This window comes from Streptomyces sp. NPDC001787, from assembly GCF_040297465.1.
Lineage (GTDB): Bacteria > Actinomycetota > Actinomycetes > Streptomycetales > Streptomycetaceae > Streptomyces.
In genome coordinates, this window is sequence record NZ_JBEOZE010000007.1 from 256,799 (window position 1) to 277,191 (window position 20,393).

At 72.8% G+C, this 20,393-nt stretch carries 18 protein-coding genes, 5 tRNA genes and 1 pseudogene; 16 read left to right on the forward strand and 8 right to left on the reverse strand.

Going from position 1 to position 20,393, the window contains the following annotated elements:
* Positions 1-70 precede the first annotated feature (70 nt).
* Both ABT170_RS13105 and ABT170_RS13110 read left to right on the forward strand, forming a co-directional pair.
* Positions 71-691, forward strand: a complete 621-nt coding sequence (locus ABT170_RS13105) for a sigma-70 family RNA polymerase sigma factor (RefSeq protein ID WP_351866561.1) — start codon at positions 71-73, stop codon at positions 689-691.
* Positions 692-737: 46 nt separating this feature from the next.
* On the forward strand, positions 738-1,241 hold the full coding sequence (locus ABT170_RS13110; protein ID WP_329945399.1) for a GNAT family N-acetyltransferase: 504 nt from the start codon (positions 738-740) through the stop codon (positions 1,239-1,241).
* Positions 1,242-1,328: 87 nt separating this feature from the next.
* Here the strand turns inward: ABT170_RS13110 and ABT170_RS13115 are convergent, their stop codons facing one another.
* Positions 1,329-1,757, reverse strand: coding sequence for a hypothetical protein (locus ABT170_RS13115; RefSeq protein ID WP_351866564.1), 429 nt, complete (start codon positions 1,755-1,757; stop codon positions 1,329-1,331).
* 2 nt (positions 1,758-1,759) lie between these two features.
* Complete coding sequence (locus ABT170_RS13120; protein ID WP_266929263.1) at positions 1,760-2,119, reverse strand: hypothetical protein; 360 nt, start codon at positions 2,117-2,119, stop codon at positions 1,760-1,762.
* 612 nt (positions 2,120-2,731) lie between these two features.
* Between ABT170_RS13120 and ABT170_RS13125 the strand changes: the two genes are divergently transcribed.
* From ABT170_RS13125 to ABT170_RS13160, 8 genes are all read left to right on the forward strand, one after another.
* Positions 2,732-3,808, forward strand: a complete 1,077-nt coding sequence (locus ABT170_RS13125) for a methionine ABC transporter ATP-binding protein (RefSeq protein ID WP_329945397.1) — start codon at positions 2,732-2,734, stop codon at positions 3,806-3,808.
* Positions 3,805-4,476: a methionine ABC transporter permease gene (locus ABT170_RS13130; RefSeq protein WP_329945396.1), complete on the forward strand. Its 672-nt coding sequence runs from the start codon at positions 3,805-3,807 to the stop codon at positions 4,474-4,476. The genes ABT170_RS13125 and ABT170_RS13130 overlap by 4 nt, the downstream gene beginning before the upstream one ends.
* Before the next feature lie 88 nt (positions 4,477-4,564).
* Positions 4,565-5,431 (forward strand): MetQ/NlpA family ABC transporter substrate-binding protein, encoded by an 867-nt coding sequence (locus ABT170_RS13135; RefSeq protein WP_351866569.1) that lies wholly within the window; start codon positions 4,565-4,567, stop codon positions 5,429-5,431.
* Between the two features lie 102 nt (positions 5,432-5,533).
* Positions 5,534-6,220, forward strand: a complete 687-nt coding sequence (locus ABT170_RS13140; RefSeq protein ID WP_266929259.1) for a GNAT family N-acetyltransferase — start codon at positions 5,534-5,536, stop codon at positions 6,218-6,220.
* A 141-nt stretch (positions 6,221-6,361) separates the two neighbouring features.
* Positions 6,362-7,600, forward strand: coding sequence for a precorrin-6y C5,15-methyltransferase (decarboxylating) subunit CbiE (gene cbiE, locus ABT170_RS13145; RefSeq protein WP_329945394.1), 1,239 nt, complete (start codon positions 6,362-6,364; stop codon positions 7,598-7,600).
* A gap of 336 nt (positions 7,601-7,936) precedes the next feature.
* A complete protein-coding gene (cobT, locus tag ABT170_RS13150; RefSeq protein ID WP_351866574.1) occupies positions 7,937-11,344 on the forward strand; it encodes a nicotinate-nucleotide--dimethylbenzimidazole phosphoribosyltransferase in 3,408 nt (1,135 codons plus the stop codon).
* 279 nt (positions 11,345-11,623) lie between these two features.
* A complete protein-coding gene (gene cobA / locus ABT170_RS13155) occupies positions 11,624-12,877 on the forward strand; it encodes a uroporphyrinogen-III C-methyltransferase (protein ID WP_329945392.1) in 1,254 nt (417 codons plus the stop codon).
* Between the two features lie 64 nt (positions 12,878-12,941).
* Positions 12,942-13,760 (forward strand): TrmH family RNA methyltransferase, encoded by an 819-nt coding sequence (locus ABT170_RS13160; protein WP_329945391.1) that lies wholly within the window; start codon positions 12,942-12,944, stop codon positions 13,758-13,760.
* Positions 13,761-13,966: 206 nt separating this feature from the next.
* Here ABT170_RS13160 and ABT170_RS13165 read toward each other — a convergent pair whose 3' ends face one another.
* Complete coding sequence (locus ABT170_RS13165; RefSeq protein WP_329941767.1) at positions 13,967-15,310, reverse strand: serine/threonine-protein kinase; 1,344 nt, start codon at positions 15,308-15,310, stop codon at positions 13,967-13,969.
* Between the two features lie 206 nt (positions 15,311-15,516).
* Between ABT170_RS13165 and ABT170_RS13170 the strand changes: the two are divergent.
* The 4 genes and pseudogenes from ABT170_RS13170 to ABT170_RS13185 all read left to right on the forward strand — a co-directional run.
* Positions 15,517-15,768 (forward strand): annotated as a pseudogene (locus ABT170_RS13170) (DUF8836 family protein); the annotation flags it as partial.
* A 192-nt stretch (positions 15,769-15,960) separates the two neighbouring features.
* Positions 15,961-16,167 carry a hypothetical protein gene (locus tag ABT170_RS13175; protein WP_329941774.1) on the forward strand — a complete coding sequence of 69 codons (207 nt, stop codon included), beginning with the start codon at positions 15,961-15,963 and terminating at the stop codon, positions 16,165-16,167.
* Between the two features lie 260 nt (positions 16,168-16,427).
* A complete protein-coding gene (locus ABT170_RS13180) occupies positions 16,428-17,384 on the forward strand; it encodes a phosphotransferase family protein (protein ID WP_351866580.1) in 957 nt (318 codons plus the stop codon).
* A gap of 65 nt (positions 17,385-17,449) precedes the next feature.
* Positions 17,450-17,737 carry a TFIIB-type zinc ribbon-containing protein gene (locus ABT170_RS13185; protein WP_329941765.1) on the forward strand — a complete coding sequence of 96 codons (288 nt, stop codon included), beginning with the start codon at positions 17,450-17,452 and terminating at the stop codon, positions 17,735-17,737.
* 133 nt (positions 17,738-17,870) lie between these two features.
* On the opposite strand, the gene ABT170_RS13190 is transcribed toward ABT170_RS13185, so the two are convergent.
* The 5 genes from ABT170_RS13190 to ABT170_RS13210 all read right to left on the reverse strand — a co-directional run bounded on the left by ABT170_RS13190 (position 17,871) and on the right by ABT170_RS13210 (position 18,316).
* Positions 17,871-17,945 (reverse strand) — tRNA-Val (locus tag ABT170_RS13190).
* A gap of 23 nt (positions 17,946-17,968) precedes the next feature.
* Positions 17,969-18,040: transfer RNA gene (locus ABT170_RS13195), tRNA-Val, on the reverse strand.
* 19 nt (positions 18,041-18,059) lie between these two features.
* Positions 18,060-18,131, reverse strand: a tRNA-Val gene (locus ABT170_RS13200).
* A 1-nt stretch (position 18,132) separates the two neighbouring features.
* Positions 18,133-18,206, reverse strand: a tRNA-Cys gene (locus ABT170_RS13205).
* A 37-nt stretch (positions 18,207-18,243) separates the two neighbouring features.
* Positions 18,244-18,316, reverse strand: a tRNA-Gly gene (locus ABT170_RS13210).
* 163 nt (positions 18,317-18,479) lie between these two features.
* Between ABT170_RS13210 and ABT170_RS13215 the strand changes: the two genes are divergently transcribed.
* On the forward strand, positions 18,480-19,517 hold the full coding sequence (locus tag ABT170_RS13215) for a chorismate-binding protein (RefSeq protein ID WP_329941773.1): 1,038 nt from the start codon (positions 18,480-18,482) through the stop codon (positions 19,515-19,517).
* A complete protein-coding gene (locus tag ABT170_RS13220; protein WP_329941764.1) occupies positions 19,514-20,335 on the forward strand; it encodes an aminotransferase class IV in 822 nt (273 codons plus the stop codon). Before ABT170_RS13215 ends, ABT170_RS13220 begins: the two co-directional genes overlap by 4 nt.
* Positions 20,336-20,393 lie beyond the last annotated feature (58 nt).

Sequence of the window (20,393 nt, forward strand, 5' to 3'; positions counted from 1 at the left end):
GACATGCCCCGGTCGGGTGGCGCTCCCCGCGCACGGCAACCGGGTGCGGGCAGGGCACGTCCGCTGGGGCATGACACTTCATGATCATGCTCCGGCCGCATCCGCCGCATCCGCCGCATCCGCCGCATCCGCCGCATCCGGTCCGTCCGCCGCTCCCGCCGCGCCCGCGACATCCGCCGCGTCCGCCGCCCGTGTCGTCCGCGCCCTGCACCCCCTGGTGCGCGCGGAGGCGACGGCCGAGGCACCCGCCGCCGCGGTCGACCCCGCCGATCTCGAACAGGCCGTGTGGCTGCGGCTGATGGAGCGGCTGGCCGCGGTGGGGCCGCCGGACGACTCCGCCCGCTGGGTGCGCGACTCCGTACGGGCGGAGGCCCGCCGGGCCCGTCGCAGGGCCCGGCACGAGCACCCGTACGCCGGAAGGGAGCCCGTCGCCGGCCCGTCCGGCTGCCCCGAGCGCACCGCGCTGCGTGCCGCCGAACGACGGGCGCTGCGCGCGGCGGTGGCCCGGCTGCCCCGGCGGTGCTCCCGGATGCTGGAGGCGATGCTCGCTCCGGGGGATCCGACCTACCGGGAAATCGCAGGGGAGTTGGGTATGTCACAGGGCAGTTTGGGTCCGATGCGTTCCCGTTGCCTTGGATGTCTGCGCAGAATGCTCGCGGCGGAGGTTGTCGCTCCTGAACTGCGGGGATAGGAGCGGGTAGACAACCGGCGGACAGGTGAGCGGGAGGCATGCACACATGGGCATGAGCGTGACCATCTCGGCGGCGACCACACAGGACGTCGAGCAGATCTTCAAGCTTCAGTACCTCTGCTTTCAGAGCGAGGCGGAGCTCTACGGCAACTACCGGATAGACCCTCTCGTCCAGACCCTCGAATCGGTGCGCGGTGAAGTCGCCGAGGACGTGGTGTTCGTGGCCAGGCTGGGTGAGGAAGTGGTCGGTTCGGTACGCGGATTCACCGACCAGGACGGTACGGGCCAGATCTCCAGGCTCTGCGTCCATCCCCGGCTCCAGGGGCACGGCCTCGGCGCGCGTCTGCTGCGGGCCGCGGAGGCCGGCCTGGCCGAGGGCCGGTCGGCCACCCGCTTCCGGCTGCACACCGGCCACCGCAGCGAGAACAATCTGCGGCTCTACCGCAGGGCGGGCTACGCGCAGGTGGGGGCCGCCACCGGGGCGGACGGGGTGCGGATGATCCTGCTGGAGAAGGACGCCGGCGCGCGGGCCTACATGGCCAGCGCCTGAGCTGTCCGTCCGGCCCGTTCCGGGTCCATCGGGCCCGTGCGGGGTCCGTCCGGCCCGGCAGGGGCCCGGTGTACGAGGCGCGAGCCGCTAGACGGTCTTCGCGCGGCGCAGCCAGATCATCCCGGTGACCGGCAGGATCACCGGGATGAACAGGTAACCCATCCCGAAGTCCGACCAGACGGTCGCGTCGGGGAAGGCGGACGGTTCCGCCAGCGTCCACGTACCGACGACGAGCACCCCCACGAGCTCGGCGGCGCAGCACACCAGCGCCGCCCTCCGGGCCTTCTCCCCGCCGCGCACCAGCGAGTACGTGATGAAGCCGTACACGACGGCCGCGACGGCTGACAGCACATAGGCCAGCGGCGCCCTGTCGAAGTCCAGGATCGTCTGGACGACCGAGCGGGAGGCGGCCGCCACGGTGAACACTCCGTAGAACCAGACCAGTACCCGTCCGGGCCCGGTGCCCAGCTCGAAGGACGGCTTCGCGGGAGCCTCGGGGCGTTCGGTGTCGGTCACGGTCAGTTTCCCCAGATGTCGTAGAGCCGCACTTCGAGCACCGCCAGCACGACGGCGCCGGCCGCCACCGTCACCGAGCCCCAGCGGGTCCGCTCGGTCAGCGACAGGAATCCGGCCGCCGGTACGGTCGCGAAGGAACCGATCAGATAGGCGATGAAGATCGTCATGCCCTGTTCCGGCCGCTCGCCCCTGGCCAGCTGCACGATCCCGACCGACAGCTGGGCCAGGGCCAGTACCGAGACGATGGCCATCCCGATGAAGTGCCAGTCCTTCGTGGGCTGGTCCCGGTAGGCGGCGTATCCGCACCAGGCGGCGAGGGCGAGCGCGGACACGGCGACCGCGACCGTCAGGGCGTCAAGCATGAAGCGAGGGTATTACGGACGTGCCGGCCCTCCGCGCGGGGGCCGGGGCAGGGGCCCGCCGCCGGGCCCCGGGGCGTACGCGACGGGGGGCGGCGGTCGCGGGATCGTGGCCTTGGCCACACGGCCGCCGGCCCCGCCCCGGCCGACGGGGTCGTCCGCGCAGGAGGAGTCCCCGTATCGGCGCAGGTCACAGCCTCTCCGGGGGAGACCGGCGCCATGGCCCCGACCGCACGGCGTGACCATCCACGACTGTCCGCTATCCGGACAGCCTGGCTCGGGGAGGCGATACGTCTGTTTTACTGGGGGACATGACCACGACGAGCAGCCGCACCCTTGCGACCGAGGCGATCAGCACGCCCGGTGCTCGTTGTATGTGTCGAATGCGCGCCTTCTGAGGGCCCCCGCCTGAGCCTCGCGCCCCGAAGCGAGACCGAGCCTGCGCCGTTTGCACCCAATGGAACGAGCCCGCCCGAGCATGCGCCGCCGCCCGGCCCTCCGCCGTGCCCAGCCATGCCGAGACCCACCGGCAGACCAGCCCGAAGAGTCTCTTCAGACGAATGCCCCGTGCCCGGCGGACACCGCGCCGCGCACTCGACAGTGACGGAAACCCCTGTGATCACCACTACGGGCCTCACGAAGGTCTACCAGTCGCGCGGCCGTGAGGTCACCGCCCTCGACGGCGTCGACCTGCATGTCCGCGAGGGCGAGGTCCACGGAGTCATCGGACAGAGCGGCGCCGGTAAGTCCTCCCTGATCCGCTGCGTCAACCTCCTGGAGCGGCCCACCTCCGGCACCGTCACGGTGGCCGGCCAGGACCTCACCGCACTCGCCGGCCGCGGCCGGCGCGCCGGCCGGGAACTGCGCGAGGCGCGCAGCCGTATCGGCATGGTCTTCCAGCACTTCAACCTCCTGGCCTCGCGCAACGTCCAGGACAACGTGGAACTCCCGCTGGAGATCCTCGGCGTCTCGGGCCGGGCCCGCACCCGCAAGGCGCTCGAACTGCTCGACCTCGTCGGCCTCTCCGACAAGGCGAAGGCCTACCCCGGTCAGCTCTCCGGGGGCCAGAAGCAGCGCGTCGGGATCGCCCGTGCCCTGGCCGGCGACCCCAAGGTGCTGCTCTCGGACGAGGCGACCTCCGCACTGGACCCCGAGACCACCCGATCCATCCTCGCGCTGCTGCGCGACCTCAACCAGCAGCTGGGACTCACCGTCCTGCTCATCACGCACGAGATGGACGTCGTCAAGACGGTCTGCGACTCCGCCGCGCTGATGCGGCGCGGACGCATCGTCGAGTCCGGCACCGTCGGCGAACTGCTCGCCACCCCCGGCTCCGAACTCGCCCATGAACTCTTCCCGGTCGGCGGCAGCGCCTCGGCACCCGACCGCACGGTCGTCGACGTCACCTTCCACGGCGAGGCCGCGAGCCGGCCGGTGATCTCCCAGCTCTCCCGTACGTACAACATCGACATCTCCATCCTCGGCGCGGCGATGGACACCGTCGGCGGCAACCAGATCGGCCGGATGCGCATCGAACTGCCCGGCCGGTTCGAGGAGAACGTCGTCCCGATCGGCTTCCTGCGCGAGCAGGGTCTGCGTGCCGAGGTCGTGGACACGGAGTCCGCCGCCGAACCGCGGGACGCCGTACCCGGACAGGCCGCCGCCCCGCTCACCAAGGAGGTCGCCAAGTGACCTGGTCCGAAATGCAGCCACTGCTGACCCAGGGCACCGTCGACACCCTCTACATGGTGCTGTGGTCCGCGGTCGTCACCGTGCTGGTGGGACTTCCGCTCGGCATCCTGCTGGTCCTCACCGACAAGGGCGGGCTCCTCCGGAACACGGTGGTCAACAAGGTCATCGGCGTGATCGTGAACATCGGCCGTTCGCTGCCGTTCATCATCCTGCTGATCGCCCTGATCCCCTTCACCACCTGGGTCGTCGGCACCTTCATCGGGCCGACGGCGATGATCGTGCCGCTCGCCGTGGGCGCCATCCCGTTCTTCGCCCGGCTCGTGGAGACGGCGGTCCGCGAGGTCGATCACGGGCTCGTCGAGGCCGTCCAGTCGATGGGCGGATCGATCCCGACGATCGTCCGCAAGGTACTGCTGCCGCAGGCCCTGCCCTCGCTCGTCTCCGGGGTCACCACCACCGTCATCGTGCTCATCGGCTACTCCGCGATGGCCGGCGCGGTCGGCGGCGAAGGGCTCGGCTCCAAGGCCGTGACCTACGGATTCCAGCGCTTCGACAACCGGTTCATGCTCATCACCGTCGCGCTGCTGATCGTCATCGTGACCGTGATCCAGCTGATCGGCGACGGGGTCGTGCGCCTGCTGGCCCGTCGGGGCCGCACCCTCTCCTGACCCCGCCCGCCCCCCTGACTCTCTTCCTCCACCGAGCCCGAACTCCTTGTCCGGGCGCACCACCTCATCACCGAAAGAGGCACTCTTCGTGCGTAAGAACATCAAGATCACCGCAGCTGCCGCAGCCACCGCCGCCGTCGCCCTGGGCCTCAGCGCCTGCGGTACGGACTCCGACCCCGCGTCCAAGAGCGGCACCGGCGCCAAGGCCGACACCTCCAAGGCGCTCGTCGTCGCCGCGTCCCCGACGCCGCACGCCGACATCCTCGGCTACGTCCAGAAGAACCTGGCGGCCGAGGAAGGCCTCAAGCTGGAGGTCAAGGAGTTCACGGACTACGTCCTGCCGAACACCGCCACCGAGACCGGCCAGGTCGACGCCAACTTCTTCCAGCACCAGCCCTACCTGGACGACTTCAACAAGAAGAACAACACCCACCTCGTCCCGGTCGGCACGGTGCACCTGGAGCCGCTGGGCCTGTACTCCAAGACGGTCAAGGACCTCAAGGACATCAAGTCCGGCCAGACCATCGCGGTGCCCAACGACACCACCAACGAGGGCCGCGCCCTCCAGCTGCTCGCCCAGAACGGCCTGATCACCCTCAAGGACGGCGTCGGCACCGACGCCAAGCTGAGCGACATCACCGACAAGAAGGGCCTGGAGTTCAAGGAGCTGGAGGCCGCCACCGTGCCCCGCGCGCTGAACGACGTCGACGCCGCCGTCATCAACGGCAACTACGCCATCGAGGCGAAGCTCAAGCCCTCCACGGACTCCCTGGCGCTGGAGAAGGCCGACGGCAACCCGTACGCCAACATCATCGCCGTGAAGAAGGGCAACGAGAAGGACGCCCGCGTCGAGAAGCTCATCAAGCTCCTCAACTCCGACGAGGTCAAGAAGTTCATCGAGGACACCTACCAGGGCTCGGTCGTCCCGGCCTTCGGTACGCCCGCCAATTCCTGACCCCCGCCGCGTACTTGCGAACGGAGCCCCGCGCCTTCCCGGAGGAAGACGCGGGGCTCCGCCGCGCGGACCCGCCCATGCGCGAGGCCGGGCCGATGCTGCATGCTGTGCCTTTACCCGGTCTTCGGCATGGAGCTGCGCATGACTACCACCTTTCCGTCCATCTCCATCAGCACGGACAGGTTGGTGATGCGCCCCTTCGAGATGGACGACATCCCGGCGTACATCGAGATGATGAACGACGAACTCGTCACCGCCTGGACCGACGGACCGCACCCCTACACCCAGGTCGACGCCGAACGCTGGGTCCGCAGGATCGCCCCGGCCGAGCGCACCACCGGCAACGGAATCGTCCTCGCCGTCACCGAATTCCTCACCCAGCGCCTGGTCGGCTCCGTCCAGCTGCTGAACACCGACTGGCGCACCCTGGCCACCGAGGTCCGCTACATCACCGCCCCCTGGGCGCGCGGTGAGGGGTACGCCACCGAATCCGTGCTGGCGCTGGCCGAATGGCTCTTCCGCGACCAGCGGTTCGAACGCATCGAGCTGCGCACCCCCGCCGACAACACCGCCTCCCAGCAGGTCGCCCAGAAACTGGGCTGCATCAGCGAGGGCGTCCTGCGCAACGCCCGGATAGCGCGCACCCGCACCGAGAACGGCACGGACGGCGGCTGGACCGACATCCGCACCGATCTGATCGTCTGGGGCCTGCTGCCCGAGGACCTCGAAGGTGTCGCCGAGGAGCTGGCCGACGCCGGCGGCTACGGCACCTACAACGACTGGAACTGACACCGGCGTCGACCGGAGGCGACACCGCGCGGCCCCGCCGCCGGGCCCCGGCGCGGGCCAGGTAATCTCACCCTGCCCGCCCCCCCGCGGGCACCCCGTTCTGCTGCACCCCGCCTGCTACACCCCAGGAGACAGACGACGATGGCCGACCGGGTCACGGTGATCGGCTGGGACGGCTCGCCACTGACCGGAGCGGCAACGGCCGCGCTGTCGGCCGCCACGCTCGTCGCGGGAGCCGCCCACCACCTCGCACTCCCCGAGATCCCCGGACGCGCCGAACGCATCCGCCTCGGCAGCGTCGACCTCGCCGCCCGCCGGATAGCCGGACACCGCGGCAGCCCCGTGGTCCTCGCCGACGGAGACCCCGGCTTCTTCGGTGTCGTACGCACCCTGCGCGCCCCCGAGCACGGCCTGGAGGTCGAAGTCGTGCCCGCCGTCTCCTCGGTCGCCACCGCGTTCGCCCGTGCCGGAATGCCCTGGGACGACGCACAGGTGGTCGTCGCCCACCCGCGCACCCTGCGCCGCGCCGTCAATGTCTGCCGCGCCCACCACAAGGTCGCCGTCCTGACGTCGCCGGGCGCCGGCCCCGCCGAACTGGCACTCCTGCTCGAAGGGGTTCACCGCACCTTCGTGATCTGCGAGGAGCTCGGCACCTCCCGCGAACAGGTCTCCGTCCTGACCTCCGACAAGGCCGCCGACCACGCCTGGCGCGACCCGAACGTGGTCATCGTCATCGGCGGCGGCCCCGAGACCACCGCGTCCGGCGCCTGGATCGCCGGCCGCCAGCCCGCCTACCCCCGGGGCGTACGCGGCTGGGCGCTGCCCGCCGAGGCGTACCGGGACGGCCCGGCGGACCGCGGCGAGAAGGCGGGCGAGGGCGAGTCACCGGCCCTGCGCGCCGCCCAGCTGGCCCGCCTCGGCCCGCGCACCGGCGACCTGCTCTGGGACATCGGGTCCGGCGGCGGGGCGCTGGCCGTGGAGGCGGCCCGCTTCGGTGCGGCGGTGCTGGCCGTGGACAGCGACCGGGCCGCCTGCGACCGTACGGCGGCCGCCGCCCGCGCCTTCGGCGTACCCCTCCAGATCGTCCAGGGGCGGGCCCCGCACGTTCTCGAACGGCTGCCCGAACCGGATGTCGTACGGATCGGGGGCGGCGGCGTTCCCGTCGTCACCGCGGTCGCCGACCGCCGGCCGGAACGCATCGTCACCCACGCGTCGACCCGGGACGAGGCGGAGGCGCTCGGGGCGGCGCTCTCCGGGAACGGATTCACCGTCGAATGCTCCCTGCTCCAGTCCGTCGACCTGGACACCTCCGGCTGGGCGGAACGCGAACGGTCCGTTGTCTTCCTGCTCTCCGCACGGCGTTCGGACCTCGCCCCCTGACCGGTGCGGCGCACCGATCGGGGTAGGCTGGCCGATCGTTGTACCGCGCCCGGCCGTTCGTCGCTTCGTTCGTCAATGTCCGGAAAAGGGAACCGTTTTGGTCCCCGTTGTGGTACGGCAGATCCCGGGGGACGCGCGAAGTGGCGCAGTCCACAGAGAGCCGTGGCAGAACTGCCTGTCGCGGCGGCGTACGGCCGCGAGAATATGAAGAGGTCCGCGGGCGTTTCGTGCCGCGCGGCGAGCCCGCTCGTTCTTGTTGACGAGCACCGGCGTGCCGTGGTTCGGGCGTCCCGGGCGAAGGGCCGAAGGAGCACTGACGATGGGCGAGGGGTACGCATGACTGACACCGGCCAGGTCCCGGGCGAGGGACTGCCGGAGAACGCAGGCATGGTGGAGCAGCCGGGCATCCCCGCCCCGGACGCGTACACCTTCCTCGATCCCTCCGAGCACACACCCGAGGACGACGATCTTCTGCTGATGCCGACTTCCCAGGGCGCGTGGAGCGACCCGCAGCTCGTTCCCTCCCCCGCTGCGGGCCAGGCCGCGGAGGGCGCCGCCGCGTACCCGCCGGCACAGGCGCACGCCCCGGCGGCGACGGCCGAACAGGCCGCACCGCAGGCCCAGCCCCAGCCCCAGGCGCAGCCGGCCGTTGCCGCGTACGCCGGCCGGCAGCCCGGCGCCGCCCACGGCACCCATGAGTCCGGCGGCCGGGACACCGGTTCCGTCGACCTCAACGGCGTACGGATCCCGGGCCCCGCGCCCGCCCCCGCGCAGGTCCCGGCGCCCGCGCACGCCGCCGCCCCCGCGCGCCGCCCGCTGCACCGGGGCCCCGCGTCCGCCGAGGCACCCTCGTACGGCGGTACGCCGACCGGTGGTGTGGTCCGCTCCCTCGCCGACCGCGGCCCCGCCGGAGCGCCGCAGCCTCCCGTGTCCGCACGCCATGCGGGCCCGCCCACCGCGGGCCCGCAGTACCTCGACGTCCCCGCCGAGGAGACCCCGCTGCTGCCCGGACCGCAGCTGGGCGAGATCCCGCCGCAGAGCGGCGCTCCGTGGTCCGCCCAGCCGCCCGCGCAGCCCGAGGCCGCGGTCCGGCCCGAGCAGGCCGTCCAGCCCGAGGCCGCGGTCCGGCCCGAGCCGGTGGCGCAGCCCGAGGCCGCCGCCGTGGAGACGGCCGCTGTCGCAGAAACGGCCGCCGCCGTGGAGACGGCCGCTGTCGCAGAAACGGTCGCTCCTGAGCCGGCGCAGGTGCAGGCTCCGGAGATCCTGAACGAGGTTCCGGCACAGGCACAGGCACAGGCACAGGAACCGGTGGAGCCGGCACCGGTGGAGCCGGCCGCCGAGGCCCCGGCCGCGGTGGCGGAGCAGCCCGCGGAGCAGTCCGTACCCGTCGAAGGGCCGGAGGCCACGCCGCAGCCCGCCCCGGTCCCGGACGCCGCCCCGACGGAGGCCGTGCTGCCGGAGGCCGCGCTGCCGGAGGCCGTCGTCGAGGCGGAACCCGCGCCCGTGCCCGAAGCCGTCGTGGAAGCAGCCGTGGAAGCGCCCGTGGAAGCCGTCGCCGAGGAGCCCGCGGCGACCGCACCCGCCGCGGCCCCCGCGGAGGCGGAGCCGGTCGTGGAGCCGCTCCCGGCGGAAGCGGTGCGGCCCGAGACCATCGAGACCGCCGCGCCGGCGGAAGCGGCACCCGCCGGAGCGGCACCCGTGCCGGCCGACGCCGCGCCCTCCGTCGTGGCGGAGACGCCGGCGGAGGCCGCGGAGCCGGAACCCGCCGCCCACGCGGAGCCGGAAGCCGTCGCCGCCGCGCAGCCTCCCGCCGTTCCCGACGACGCCACGGGGCCCGAGATCATCGAGACCCCCGAGCTCGTGGAGCCGGAACAGGCCGAGGCTCCGGCCGCCACCGAGCCCGTTCCGGCCGAGGAGCAGCCCTCGCAGGCGCGTACCGCCGAAGCGCGGTCCGCCGGTACGGAGCCGGCCGGAACGGAGCCCGCCCCGGCGGAGCCCGCCGAGGAGTTCACTCCGCCCGCCCCCGGCTACGACGACGCCGAACGCGAAGCGGTCCTGCGCGTCATGCGCGAGCGCCGCGACATCCGCAACGGCTTCCGCAGCGACCCGATCCCGCACGAGGTCCTGCTCCGGGTCCTCGAAGCCGCGCACACGGCCCCCAGCGTGGGCCACTCGCAGCCCTGGGACTTCGTCGTCATCCGCTCCGCGGAGACCCGCCGCTCCATGCACGAACTGGCCCAGCGTCAGCGCGACGCCTACGCCAGCTCGCTCCCCAAGGGCCGGGCCAAGCAGTTCAAGGAACTGAAGATCGAGGCCATCCTCGACACCCCGGTGAACATCGTCGTCACCGCCGACCCCACCCGTGGTGGACGGCACACCCTCGGCCGGCACACCCAGCCGCAGATGGCCCCGTACTCCTCGGCCCTCGCGGTGGAGAACCTGTGGCTCGCCGCCCGCGCCGAGGGCCTCGGCGTCGGCTGGGTCAGCTTCTTCGACGAGCGTGAGATGGTCCGCGCGCTCGGACTGCCCGAGCACCTCGAAGTCGTCGCGTACCTCTGTGTCGGATACGTCGACGAGTTCCCCGAGGAGCCCGAGCTGATGCAGGCCGGCTGGTCCAAGCGCCGTCCGCTCTCCTGGGTCGTTCACGAGGAGACGTACGGGCGCCGCGCCCTGCCCGGCGAGGAGCCGCACGACCTGCTCCAGGAGACCATCTCCAGCATCCGCCCGCTGGACGCCAAGGCGCTCGGCGAGGCATGGGAGCGCCAGAAGCGGATGACGAAGCCCGCCGGTGCGCTCGGCATGCTGGAGATCATCTCCGCCCAGCTGTCCGGGCTCTCCCGGATGTGCCCGCCGCCCATTCCCGAGCCCGCGGCCGTGGCGATCTTCGCAGGGGACCACGGGGTGCACGCCCAGGGCGTCACCGCCTGGCCGCAGGAGGTCACGGCCCAGATGGTGGCCAACTTCCTCGGCGGCGGAGCCGTCTGCAACGCCTTCGCGGCCCAGGTCGGCGCCGAGGTCTGCGTGGTCGACGTCGGTGTCGCCTCCGAACTGCCCGCGACGCCGGGACTCCTGCCGCGCAAGGTGCGCCCGGGAACGGCGGACTTCACCACCGGTCCCGCCCTCACCCGTGAAGAGGTCCTCGCGGCCGTCGAGGTCGGCATCGAGACGGCCCGCGATCTGGTCGCGGCGGGCAACAAGGCGCTGCTGACCGGCGAGATGGGCATCGCCAACACCACCGCCTCCGCCGCGCTGATCTGCGTGTACACCGGCATCGACGCGGCCGAGGTGACCGGCCGGGGGACCGGGATCAACGACGAGATGCACGCCCGCAAGGTCGATGTCGTCCGCCGGGCGCTCGACCTGCACCAGCCGGACCCGTCCGACCCCATCGGCGTGCTCGCCGCGGTCGGCGGTCTGGAGCACGCCGCGATGGCGGGCTTCCTGCTCGGCGGCGCGTCGCTGCGTACGCCGGTCATCCTGGACGGCGTCAGCGCGGGCGCGGCGGCCCTGGTCGCGCGGGCCATCGCCCCCGAGGCCCTCGCCGCCTGCATCGCCGGTCACCGCAGCGCGGAGCCCGGCCATGTCGCCGCGCTCAACAAGCTGGGCCTGCGCCCGCTGGTCGATCTCGACCTGCGTCTCGGCGAGGGCACGGGAGCCCTGCTCGCGCTCCCGATCGTGCAGAGCGCGGCCCGCGCGATGCACGAGGTGGCCACGTTCGATGCGGCGGGCGTCACCGAGAAGTAGCCGCGCCCCACCCGTGCGCCGGGCGGACCACACGGCCCGCCCGGCGCACGACGGCACCCCCCGGGTGTCCCGGCCCGGTCCGCGGCGGCCGAGTCCGCCGCGGGTGTTCCGCGGCCGGCCGCCCTCCCCACCGGCCGACCGCCCCCTCACCCGGACGCCACCCCGCGTATCGTGGTGCCCACCCCGCGAGCGCCCCGCGCCGTATCCCCCGCACGTCACAGCCGCTCCACCGCCGCAGCGGCCCCCTACGCAGCACCCGCACGAGGAGTCCGCACCGCCATGGCCGAGCACGCCGATCACCCCGCGTACCCCGTCGGACTGCGCCTGCGCGGGCGCCGCGTCGTCGTCGTCGGCGGCGGCCAGGTCGCGCAGCGCCGCCTGCCCGCGCTCATCGCGAGCGGTGCCGACATCACCCTCGTCTCCCCGTCCGCGACCCCGTCCGTCGAGGCGATGGCCGACACCGGCGAGATCCGCTGGGAGCGCCGCCGGTACGAGGACGGTGACCTCGCCGACACCTGGTACGCCCTCGTCGCCTGCTCCGACCAGGCCGCCGCCGACGCCGCCTCGGCCGAGGCGGAGCGCACCCGCACCTGGTGCGTCCGCAGCGACGACGCCGAAGCCGCCACCGCCTGGACCCCGGCCACCGGCCGCAGCGAGAACGTGACGGTCGCGGTCCTCACCACCACCTCACAGGGCAGGGACCCCCGCTACTCCGCAGCCGTGCGCGACGCCATCGTGGAGGGCCTGCGCGACGGCACCCTCGCCGCCCCGCACCACCGCACCCGCGCCCCGGGCGTCGCGCTGGTCGGCGGCGGTCCCGGTGACCCCGACCTGATCACCGTCCGGGGCCGCCGGCTGCTCGCCGAGGCCGATGTGGTCATCGCCGACCGGCTGGGCCCCCGTGACCTGCTCGACGAACTCCCGCCGCACGTCGAGGTCATCGACGCGGCGAAGATCCCCTACGGCCGCTACATGGCGCAGGAGGCGATCAACCAGGCGCTGATCGAGCACGCCAAGGCGGGCAGGGCCGTCGTCAGGCTCAAGGGCGGCGACCCGTTCGTCTTCGGCAGGGGCATGGAGGAGGCCCAGGCGCTGGCGGCCGAGGGCATACCGTGCACCGTCGTCCCCGGAATCTCCAGCTCCATCTCCGTGCCGAGCGCGGCGGGCATCCCGGTCACCCACCGCGGCGTCGCCCACGAGTTCACCGTCGTCAGCGGCCATGTCGCCCCGGAGGACCCGCGCTCCCTGGTCGACTGGGCGGCGCTCGCACAGCTGCGCGGCACGCTCGTCCTGCTGATGGCCGTCGACAAGATCGGTGCCATCGCCGCCGCGCTGATCGCCCACGGCAAGGACCCGCTGACCCCGGTCGCCCTGGTCCAGGAGGGCACCACGGCCGCCCAGCGCCGGGTCGACGCCACGCTCGCCACGGTCGGCGAGCGCGCCGTCGCCGAAGAGGTGCGCCCGCCCGCCGTGATCGTCATCGGTGAAGTCGTCGCGGTCGGCCCGGTCCCCCTCGTACCCTCCGCGGAGTAACCGGCGGTAACAGACTTTCATCCAAGGCGTTGGCACCACACACCGGACAAGGCAGTATCACCCTGTGGCAGATCTCATCACCGTCGACGATCCCGACGACCCGCGCCTGCGCGACTACACCGGCCTGACCGATGTCGAGCTCCGGCGCCGCCGTGAGCCGGCCGAGGGCCTCTTCATCGCCGAGGGCGAGAAGGTGATCAGACGGGCCAGGCACGCCGGGTACGAGATGCGGTCGATGCTGCTCTCCGCCAAGTGGGTCGACGTGATGCGCGATGTCATCGACGAGGTCCCGGCACCCGTGTACGCGGTCACTCCGGAACTCGCCGAACACGTCACCGGCTATCACGTGCACCGGGGCGCCCTGGCCTCCATGCAGCGCAAGCCGCTGCCCACCGCCGAGGAACTGCTGGGCACGGCCCGCCGGGTGGTCGTGATGGAGTCGGTCAACGACCACACCAACATCGGCGCGATCTTCCGCAGCGCCGCCGCCCTCGGCATGGACGCCGTGCTGCTCTCGCCGGACTGCGCCGACCCCCTGTACCGGCGCTCGGTCAAGGTCTCCATGGGCGCGGTCTTCTCCGTCCCGTACGCCAGGCTCGACGCCTGGCCCAGGACGCTGGAGAGCGTACGGGGAGCGGGCTTCACGCTGCTCGCGCTCACCCCCGACGAGAAGGCCTCCAGCATCGACGAGGCGGCACCGCACCGGATGGAGCGGGTGGCGCTGATGCTCGGAGCCGAGGGGGACGGGCTGTCCACACAGGCGCTGATGGCCGCCGACGAATGGGTCCGCATCCCCATGGCGCACGGGGTCGACTCGCTGAACGTGGGAGCCGCGGCCGCGGTCGCCTTCTACGCCGTGGCGACGGGCCGCCCGCGGAGCTGACCCCGGACCTGTCCGGCCGGGGCCTGTCCGCCCCGGCCTGCCCTAAGGGCTGTCCCGCAATTCCTGGCGGGCGCACGACGACAGCTACGGCACCTCGCCGCGTTGTCTAAACGCCCGAATACATCCAGTATGCGGGCGCCTCTCCGCCTTGCGATGCACCGCATCCGACGCCGCGCGCTGATCCACCAGGAATTGCGGGACAGCCCTTAGGCCCGCGGGGCCCGTCCCGGAACCGGCCCGCCGGGAGCGTCGGATGCCGGCGGGGTGTGCTGCGCGCCGACGGCCCGGTCGTGCGGCGACCGGGGTACGTCCATCCCGCGCGCCGGTCCCTGACAGCCCTGCGCCGCCGCGATACCCAGCGCCACGAGCAGTGTCACGACGACGAAGACCACCAGCCGCTGCCGGAGCAGCCGCGGATTCGCCGGCCGGCGCCCCGGTGAGGTGGTCCGGCTCCCGCCCCGTGTGCCCGGCCTGCCGTTCGTCCCGTTCGTCGCGGCGGGACGCTTCCCGGACCGCGTGGTGTTGCGGGGGGCCTGCTGGGGGCGCGGGTCTCCGGTGCGGGACGCGGCCGGACGCGGCCCGGTGCGCCTGCTCCGCTGCGGCCGTGCGGAGGACGGACCCTTTGAACGGCGGGTGTGCTGCTCGGTGTACGGGCCGTCCAGGCGGCCGGTCGGGCGGTCGAGCTCCTGCGCGGAACGCTGGGCGGGCGGCCGGCTCTCGTGCAGGCCCTGCGCCTCCCGCGCCGCGATCTCCTTGAGCCTCATGGAGAGTTGCAGCGTGCTCGGCCGCTCCTCCGGGTCCTTGGCCAGACAGGCGCGCACCAGCGGGGCGAGCGCGTCGTGCACATCGTGCAGCTGCGGCTCCTCATGCACCACGCGGTACAGCATCACCTCGGAACTGCCGTGCCCGAAGGGTGAGTCGGCCATCGCCGCGTACGCCAGGGTGGCACCCAGCGAGAAGACGTCAGTCGCGGGCGTCACGGCCGCGCCCCGGACCTGCTCGGGCGCCAGGAACCCGGGCGACCCCACCGCCGTACCGACATGGGTCAGAGTGCTGGCCCCGGTCGCCCAGGCGATACCGAAGTCGATGATCCGGGGACCCTTGGGGGAGAGGAGGATGTTCGACGGCTTCAGGTCCCGGTGGACGACACCGGCCTCGTGCACCGCCACCAGCCCCTCGGAGAGCGCCGCTCCGATCGAGGCCACCTCGGCGGCCGGCAGAGGACCCTCCTCGGCGACCTTGTCGTGCAGTGAGGGGCCGGGGACGTACTGCGTGGCGAACCAGGGGCGGTCCGCCTCCAGATCGGCGGCGACCAGCCGTGCCGTACAGCCGCCCCGGATCCGCCGGGCCGCCGACACCTCGCGTGCGAAACGCGAACGGAACTCCTGATCCTCCGCCAGGTCGGGGCGGATCACCTTGAGGGCGACCCGCTGACCGCGACGGTCGGAGCCCAGATAGACGACACCCATGCCGCCCGCGCCGAGTCGCCGGTGCAGCCTGAACGAGCCGACGAGACGCGGGTCCTCGCGCCGGAGCCGCATCATCGCCATCGTCTGCCCATCCCCGCTGCCTGGTCCGCCTGACGAGGCACAGCTTACGTACCCGGCGCCCGGCTCGCTCAGAGGCCGCGCCCTCGCCGGAGATTCGATTGTCAGTGCCGGGCGGGAAGCCTGAAGAGTGGTCAGGGAGCCGCGGATCCGGGCTCCCCGCCCCGGGCGAGTTCTCAAAGGACCGCCGCAGAGGGGGGATTGGATCAGTGAAGGGCGACCGGGCGGAGACGGCCGTGGACGCGGGAGACACGACCGGGACCCGCGGGGTGGTGGCCTCCGGGGCGGTCCGCAGGGTGGAGAACGCCGTCCGCCGGGGGGTGGTGGAAGTGAGTGAAGTCACCCGGAACGGCCCGGTGGTGCGCACCGCCCGCTTCCTGGCGACCGGGGTGCTCGCCCCGGTCGAACAACCGGTACCCGGGCCGGACGGCTCCGCGCGACCCCTCCGGGATGACCCCCAGCCCCGAGGCCCGGTCTCCACCCAGGGGAGTACGCCGACTACCCACAGCTCATCCTCCGGGAGGCCCGGCAATCGGTACGCGGGCATGACGACCCCCGCCCGCCGCTTCCCTAATGTGGAGACCAAGCGACGGGCGAACACTCGTCCCCCGAGGTCAACGCCCGTCGCCCCACATCAGGTCAGGAGAGGAACCATGTCGGACACGGCAACGCGGACCATGATCCGCACGCAGGGACGCAGGGCATCCGCCGCGTTCGGCGCCCGTCGGTCCGGCACGCGCCACCCCTTGGTGGCGACGGCCATGGTTCTTCCCCTGGCGGCCCTGCTCGTGGTCGTCTTCGGCGGCTGGGACGCAGTGGTCACACAGGCGTCGTCCGTGGCGGTGATGCTGGGGCGCTGAGCGGCGCCCCGGGTCCGGAAGAGCGGTCCGGACCGGGACATCCGGCCAACAACCCCGTGGGGACGGGGGTGCGGCGGACGGCAGCGTTTGTCCGGTCAGCTGGGGAGCTGACCGGACATCGCGCTGTCCGGCCCCGCGAAGCCGCCACCCACCGCCCCTGCGGTCTCCCCGCCTCCCCAGGCCCTCCGCTCCCCGCCCCCGGCGCGTACGCTCGACGCGGGACCGGCGGCAGGACCGGACCGATCACCGCGGGGGAACCGTTGAGCACCACCACAGTCGTACGCGTGCTGGGCACCCTCGCCCACGACCGCTCCCACCCGCCCGCCCCCCGGTGCGGCTGCGCCCCGCCGCAGGTACTGGCGGACCGCCCCGACGGCACCGTGGTGCGCAGCGGCCCGGTCGTCGCCAAGGCGCACGCCGCGGACACGGACCGCGAGGCCCTCACCGCCCGCGTCGCCCTGGCGGACGCCCCCGAGCTGGCCGGCATCCTGCTCCCGCCCCTGCCCGCCCCGCCGGGCGGCCCCCGCGCCGGCCGCCCCGTCACCCTCTGGCCGCACGGCGAACCGGTCGACCCGGCGGACCCCGACGCCGCGCCGTGGGAGGAGGCCGCCGCCCTGCTCGCGCGCCTCCACCGCACCCGGCCCCCGCTGCCGCTCCCCCCGATGCGCGGCCCCGCCAAGGCCGCCGCGGCCGTGGCCCGGATGCGCGCGGCCCGCCCCGGCGAACCGGCCACCGACGCCGTCCTCGCCGCCTGGCGCGGGCTGCCCGCCTGGGCCCGCGGCGAAGAGGCCGCCCCGGCGCACCGCGCGGGCTTCCTCTGCCACGGGGATCTGCACCTCGGCCAGCTCGTCCGCCACCCGGCACCGTCCGGTTCCTGGCTGCTCATCGATGTCGACGACGCGGGTCTCGGCGATCCGTCGTGGGACCTCGCCCGGCCCGCCGCCTGGTACGCGGCCGGGCTGCTGGACCCCGATGTCTGGCTGCGCTTCCTGGCCGCCTACCGGGCCGGGGGCGGCCCGGCCGTGCCCGCCGACGGGGATCCCTGGCCCGCCCTGGATGTCCCGGCGCGCGCCCTGACCGTGCAGACAGCCGCCCTCGCCCTTGCCAAGTCCGTTGCGGAGGACCGGTCTCCGGATGAGGTGGAGCAGATGATGATCGACACCTGTGCCCGAATTGCTTCCCTCCCGCCCGAGTTGGCGGCCGGACGCTCGTCGTAGGGTGAACCGACCGCCGCCGGGCACGCATTCCGGCGACGGCACACCGAAGGCGAGGAGCCGAGTCGATGATGCAGTGCCCCAAGTGTCACGCCCAGATGCACACGTACAACCGCAATGGTGTCCAGATCGAGCAGTGCAGCGGCTGCCGGGGGATATTCCTCGACTACGGCGAGCTGGAGTCCCTGACGCGCCTGGAGTCCCAGTGGACGCAGCAGGCACCGCCCGCGCCCCCCGCCCCGCAGGCCTACCCGGCCGCCGCCGCTCCGGCACCCGCGTGGGGCGCCCCGCACCACGGCGGACACCACGGCCACCACCGTCAGAAGAGCTTCGGCCGGATGCTCTTCTCCTCCTGACCCCCTTGCCGTACCGCGGGTCCGGGCACAGCGGGTCCGGACCCGCGGTACGAGCCGCCGTGCGCGGCGGCGCGACGAACGCGATCCCGGTACGACAGAACCCCCGGTCGTCGGAACGACCGGGGGTTCTGGCTGGTGCGCGATACTGGGATTGAACCAGTGACCTCTTCCGTGTCAGGGAAGCGCTCTCCCGCTGAGCTAATCGCGCAGGGTGACCCTGCGTGTACTGCGTGCGCGATACTGGGATTGAACCAGTGACCTCTTCCGTGTCAGGGAAGCGCTCTCCCGCTGAGCTAATCGCGCGGGGGTCCTCGCGGACCGGTGGACGATACTGGGATTGAACCAGTGACCTCTTCCGTGTCAGGGAAGCGCTCTCCCGCTGAGCTAATCGTCCTTGGAGGTGGAGACGGGATTTGAACCCGTGTAGACGGCTTTGCAGGCCGTTGCCTCGCCTCTCGGCCACTCCACCAGGAGCGGGGGTTCGGGAAGATCCCCCACTTTCTGCGAGCGGACGACCAGGTTCGAACTGGCGACCTCAACCTTGGCAAGGTTGCGCTCTACCAACTGAGCTACGTCCGCGTGTCTTTCCCGGTTCACTCGCGTGTCCCGGCGACGTGTTGAACTCTAGCGGATTCCTGGGCCAGTACAAAAACGCGTTTGCGCAGCGTGCTGCGGTGCCTTTGCCCCGACGCAGGTCATCGTGCGCCGTCCTAGACTCACCAGAGTGTTCGACCTCGCCCCAATGGCCCGCTTCGGCGGCCTCGTCGCCTCCGGTCTGCAGGATGTGACCAGTGATCCCGCGGCCCTCGACTCGTCCGGCTTCTGGGCCGTATGCGCCGATTTCGAAGGCCGCCTCGTCTGCGCCCGCTTCTCCACCGTACGGACGGAGCCGGTGCCCGCTCCCGTGCCCGGAGCGTGGCGCGGTCCCGCCGTGGGGGACTGGACCTCATCGATGGACCGTGACGCCTACAAGGCGGGCGTGCGGCGGATCCGTGAACACATCGCGGCGGGCGAGGTCTATCAGGCCAATCTCTGCCGTGTGATGTCCGCGCCGCTGCCGGCCCCGGACACCGCCGACGTGGACGCCCTCACCGCGTTGCTGGCGCGCGGCAACCCCGCCCCGTACGCAGGAACGATTCGGCTGCCCGCGCAGGGCGTCGAGATCGCCACCGCGTCCCCCGAACTGTTCCTCGCGCGGGACGGGCGGACCGTCGAGTCCGGGCCGATCAAGGGCACCGGGCGCACCGAGGACGATCTGCTGGAGAAGGATCACGCGGAGAACGTGATGATCGTCGACCTGGTCCGCAACGACCTGGGCCGGGTCTGCGCGACGGGCAGTGTGGGCGTCCCCGATCTCTGTGTGGTGGAGAAGCACCCCGGGCTCGTCCACCTCGTCTCCACCGTCCGAGGGCGGCTGGCCGACGGGGCGGGCTGGCCGGAGCTGCTGGCCGCGGCCTTCCCGCCCGGGTCCGTCACCGGGGCGCCGAAGTCCAGCGCGCTGCGGATCATCGAGGCGCTGGAGACCGCCCCGCGCGGGCCGTACTGCGGCGGGATCGGCTGGGTCGACGCCGACCGGGCCACCGCAGCCCTGGCGGTCGGCATACGGACGTTCTGGATCGACCGGGCCGGTCCCGCTCCGGTGCTCCGCTTCGGTACCGGGGCGGGCATCACCTGGGGCTCCGACCCGGAGCGGGAGTGGGACGAGACCGAACTGAAGGCGGCCAGGCTGCTCGCTGTAGCGTCGGGCGCGTTCGAGGAGACAGGAAGGACCGGTTCATGAGGATTTGGGTCAACGGCGAACTGCGGGACGCCGACGATGCCCGGCTGTCCGTGCTCGACCACGGGCTCACCGTGGGCGACGGCGTCTTCGAGACGGTCAGGACCACCCACGGCCGCCCGTTCGCCCTGACCCGGCATCTGGACCGGCTGACCCGCTCGGCGCGGGGGCTGGGACTGCCCGATCCGGATCCCGACGAGGTCCGGCGCGCCGCCGAGGCTGTCGTCGGGGCCAATCCCATGGCGCTCGGCCGGCTGCGGATCACGTACACCGGCGGTCTGTCCCCGCTCGGCTCCGACCGCGGCGACGCCGGTCCCAGCCTGGTCGTGGCGCTGGGCGGAGCGGTCCGCCGCCCCGACACCACGGCCGTGATCACCGTTCCCTGGACGCGCAACGAACGCAGCGCACTGGCCGGGCTCAAGACCACCTCGTACGCGGAGAACGTCGTCGCCCTGGCCCGTGCCCATGAGCGGGGCGCTTCGGAGGCGCTGTTCGCCAACACGGCCGGGCGGCTCTGCGAGGGCACCGGGTCCAATGTCTTCGTCGTTCTCGACGGGCAGATCCACACCCCGCCCGTCGCCTCCGGGTGCCTCGCCGGGATCACCCGCGCGCTGGCCGTGGAGTGGACCGGGGCGCAGGAGACGGACCTGCCGATGGACGCGCTGGAGCACGCCGAGGAGATCTTCCTGACCTCCACGCTCCGGGACGTCCAGGCCGTCCACCGGGCCGACGCGCGGGAACTGCCCGCGGCACCGGGGCCGGTGACGGCGAAGGCCATGCGGATCTTCGACGAACGCGCGGGGGAGGACCTCGACCCGTGACGACGGAACCCCGTCCGTAAAAGCGGGTGACGGACGGCCTCCCAGCGGATAGAAAGCC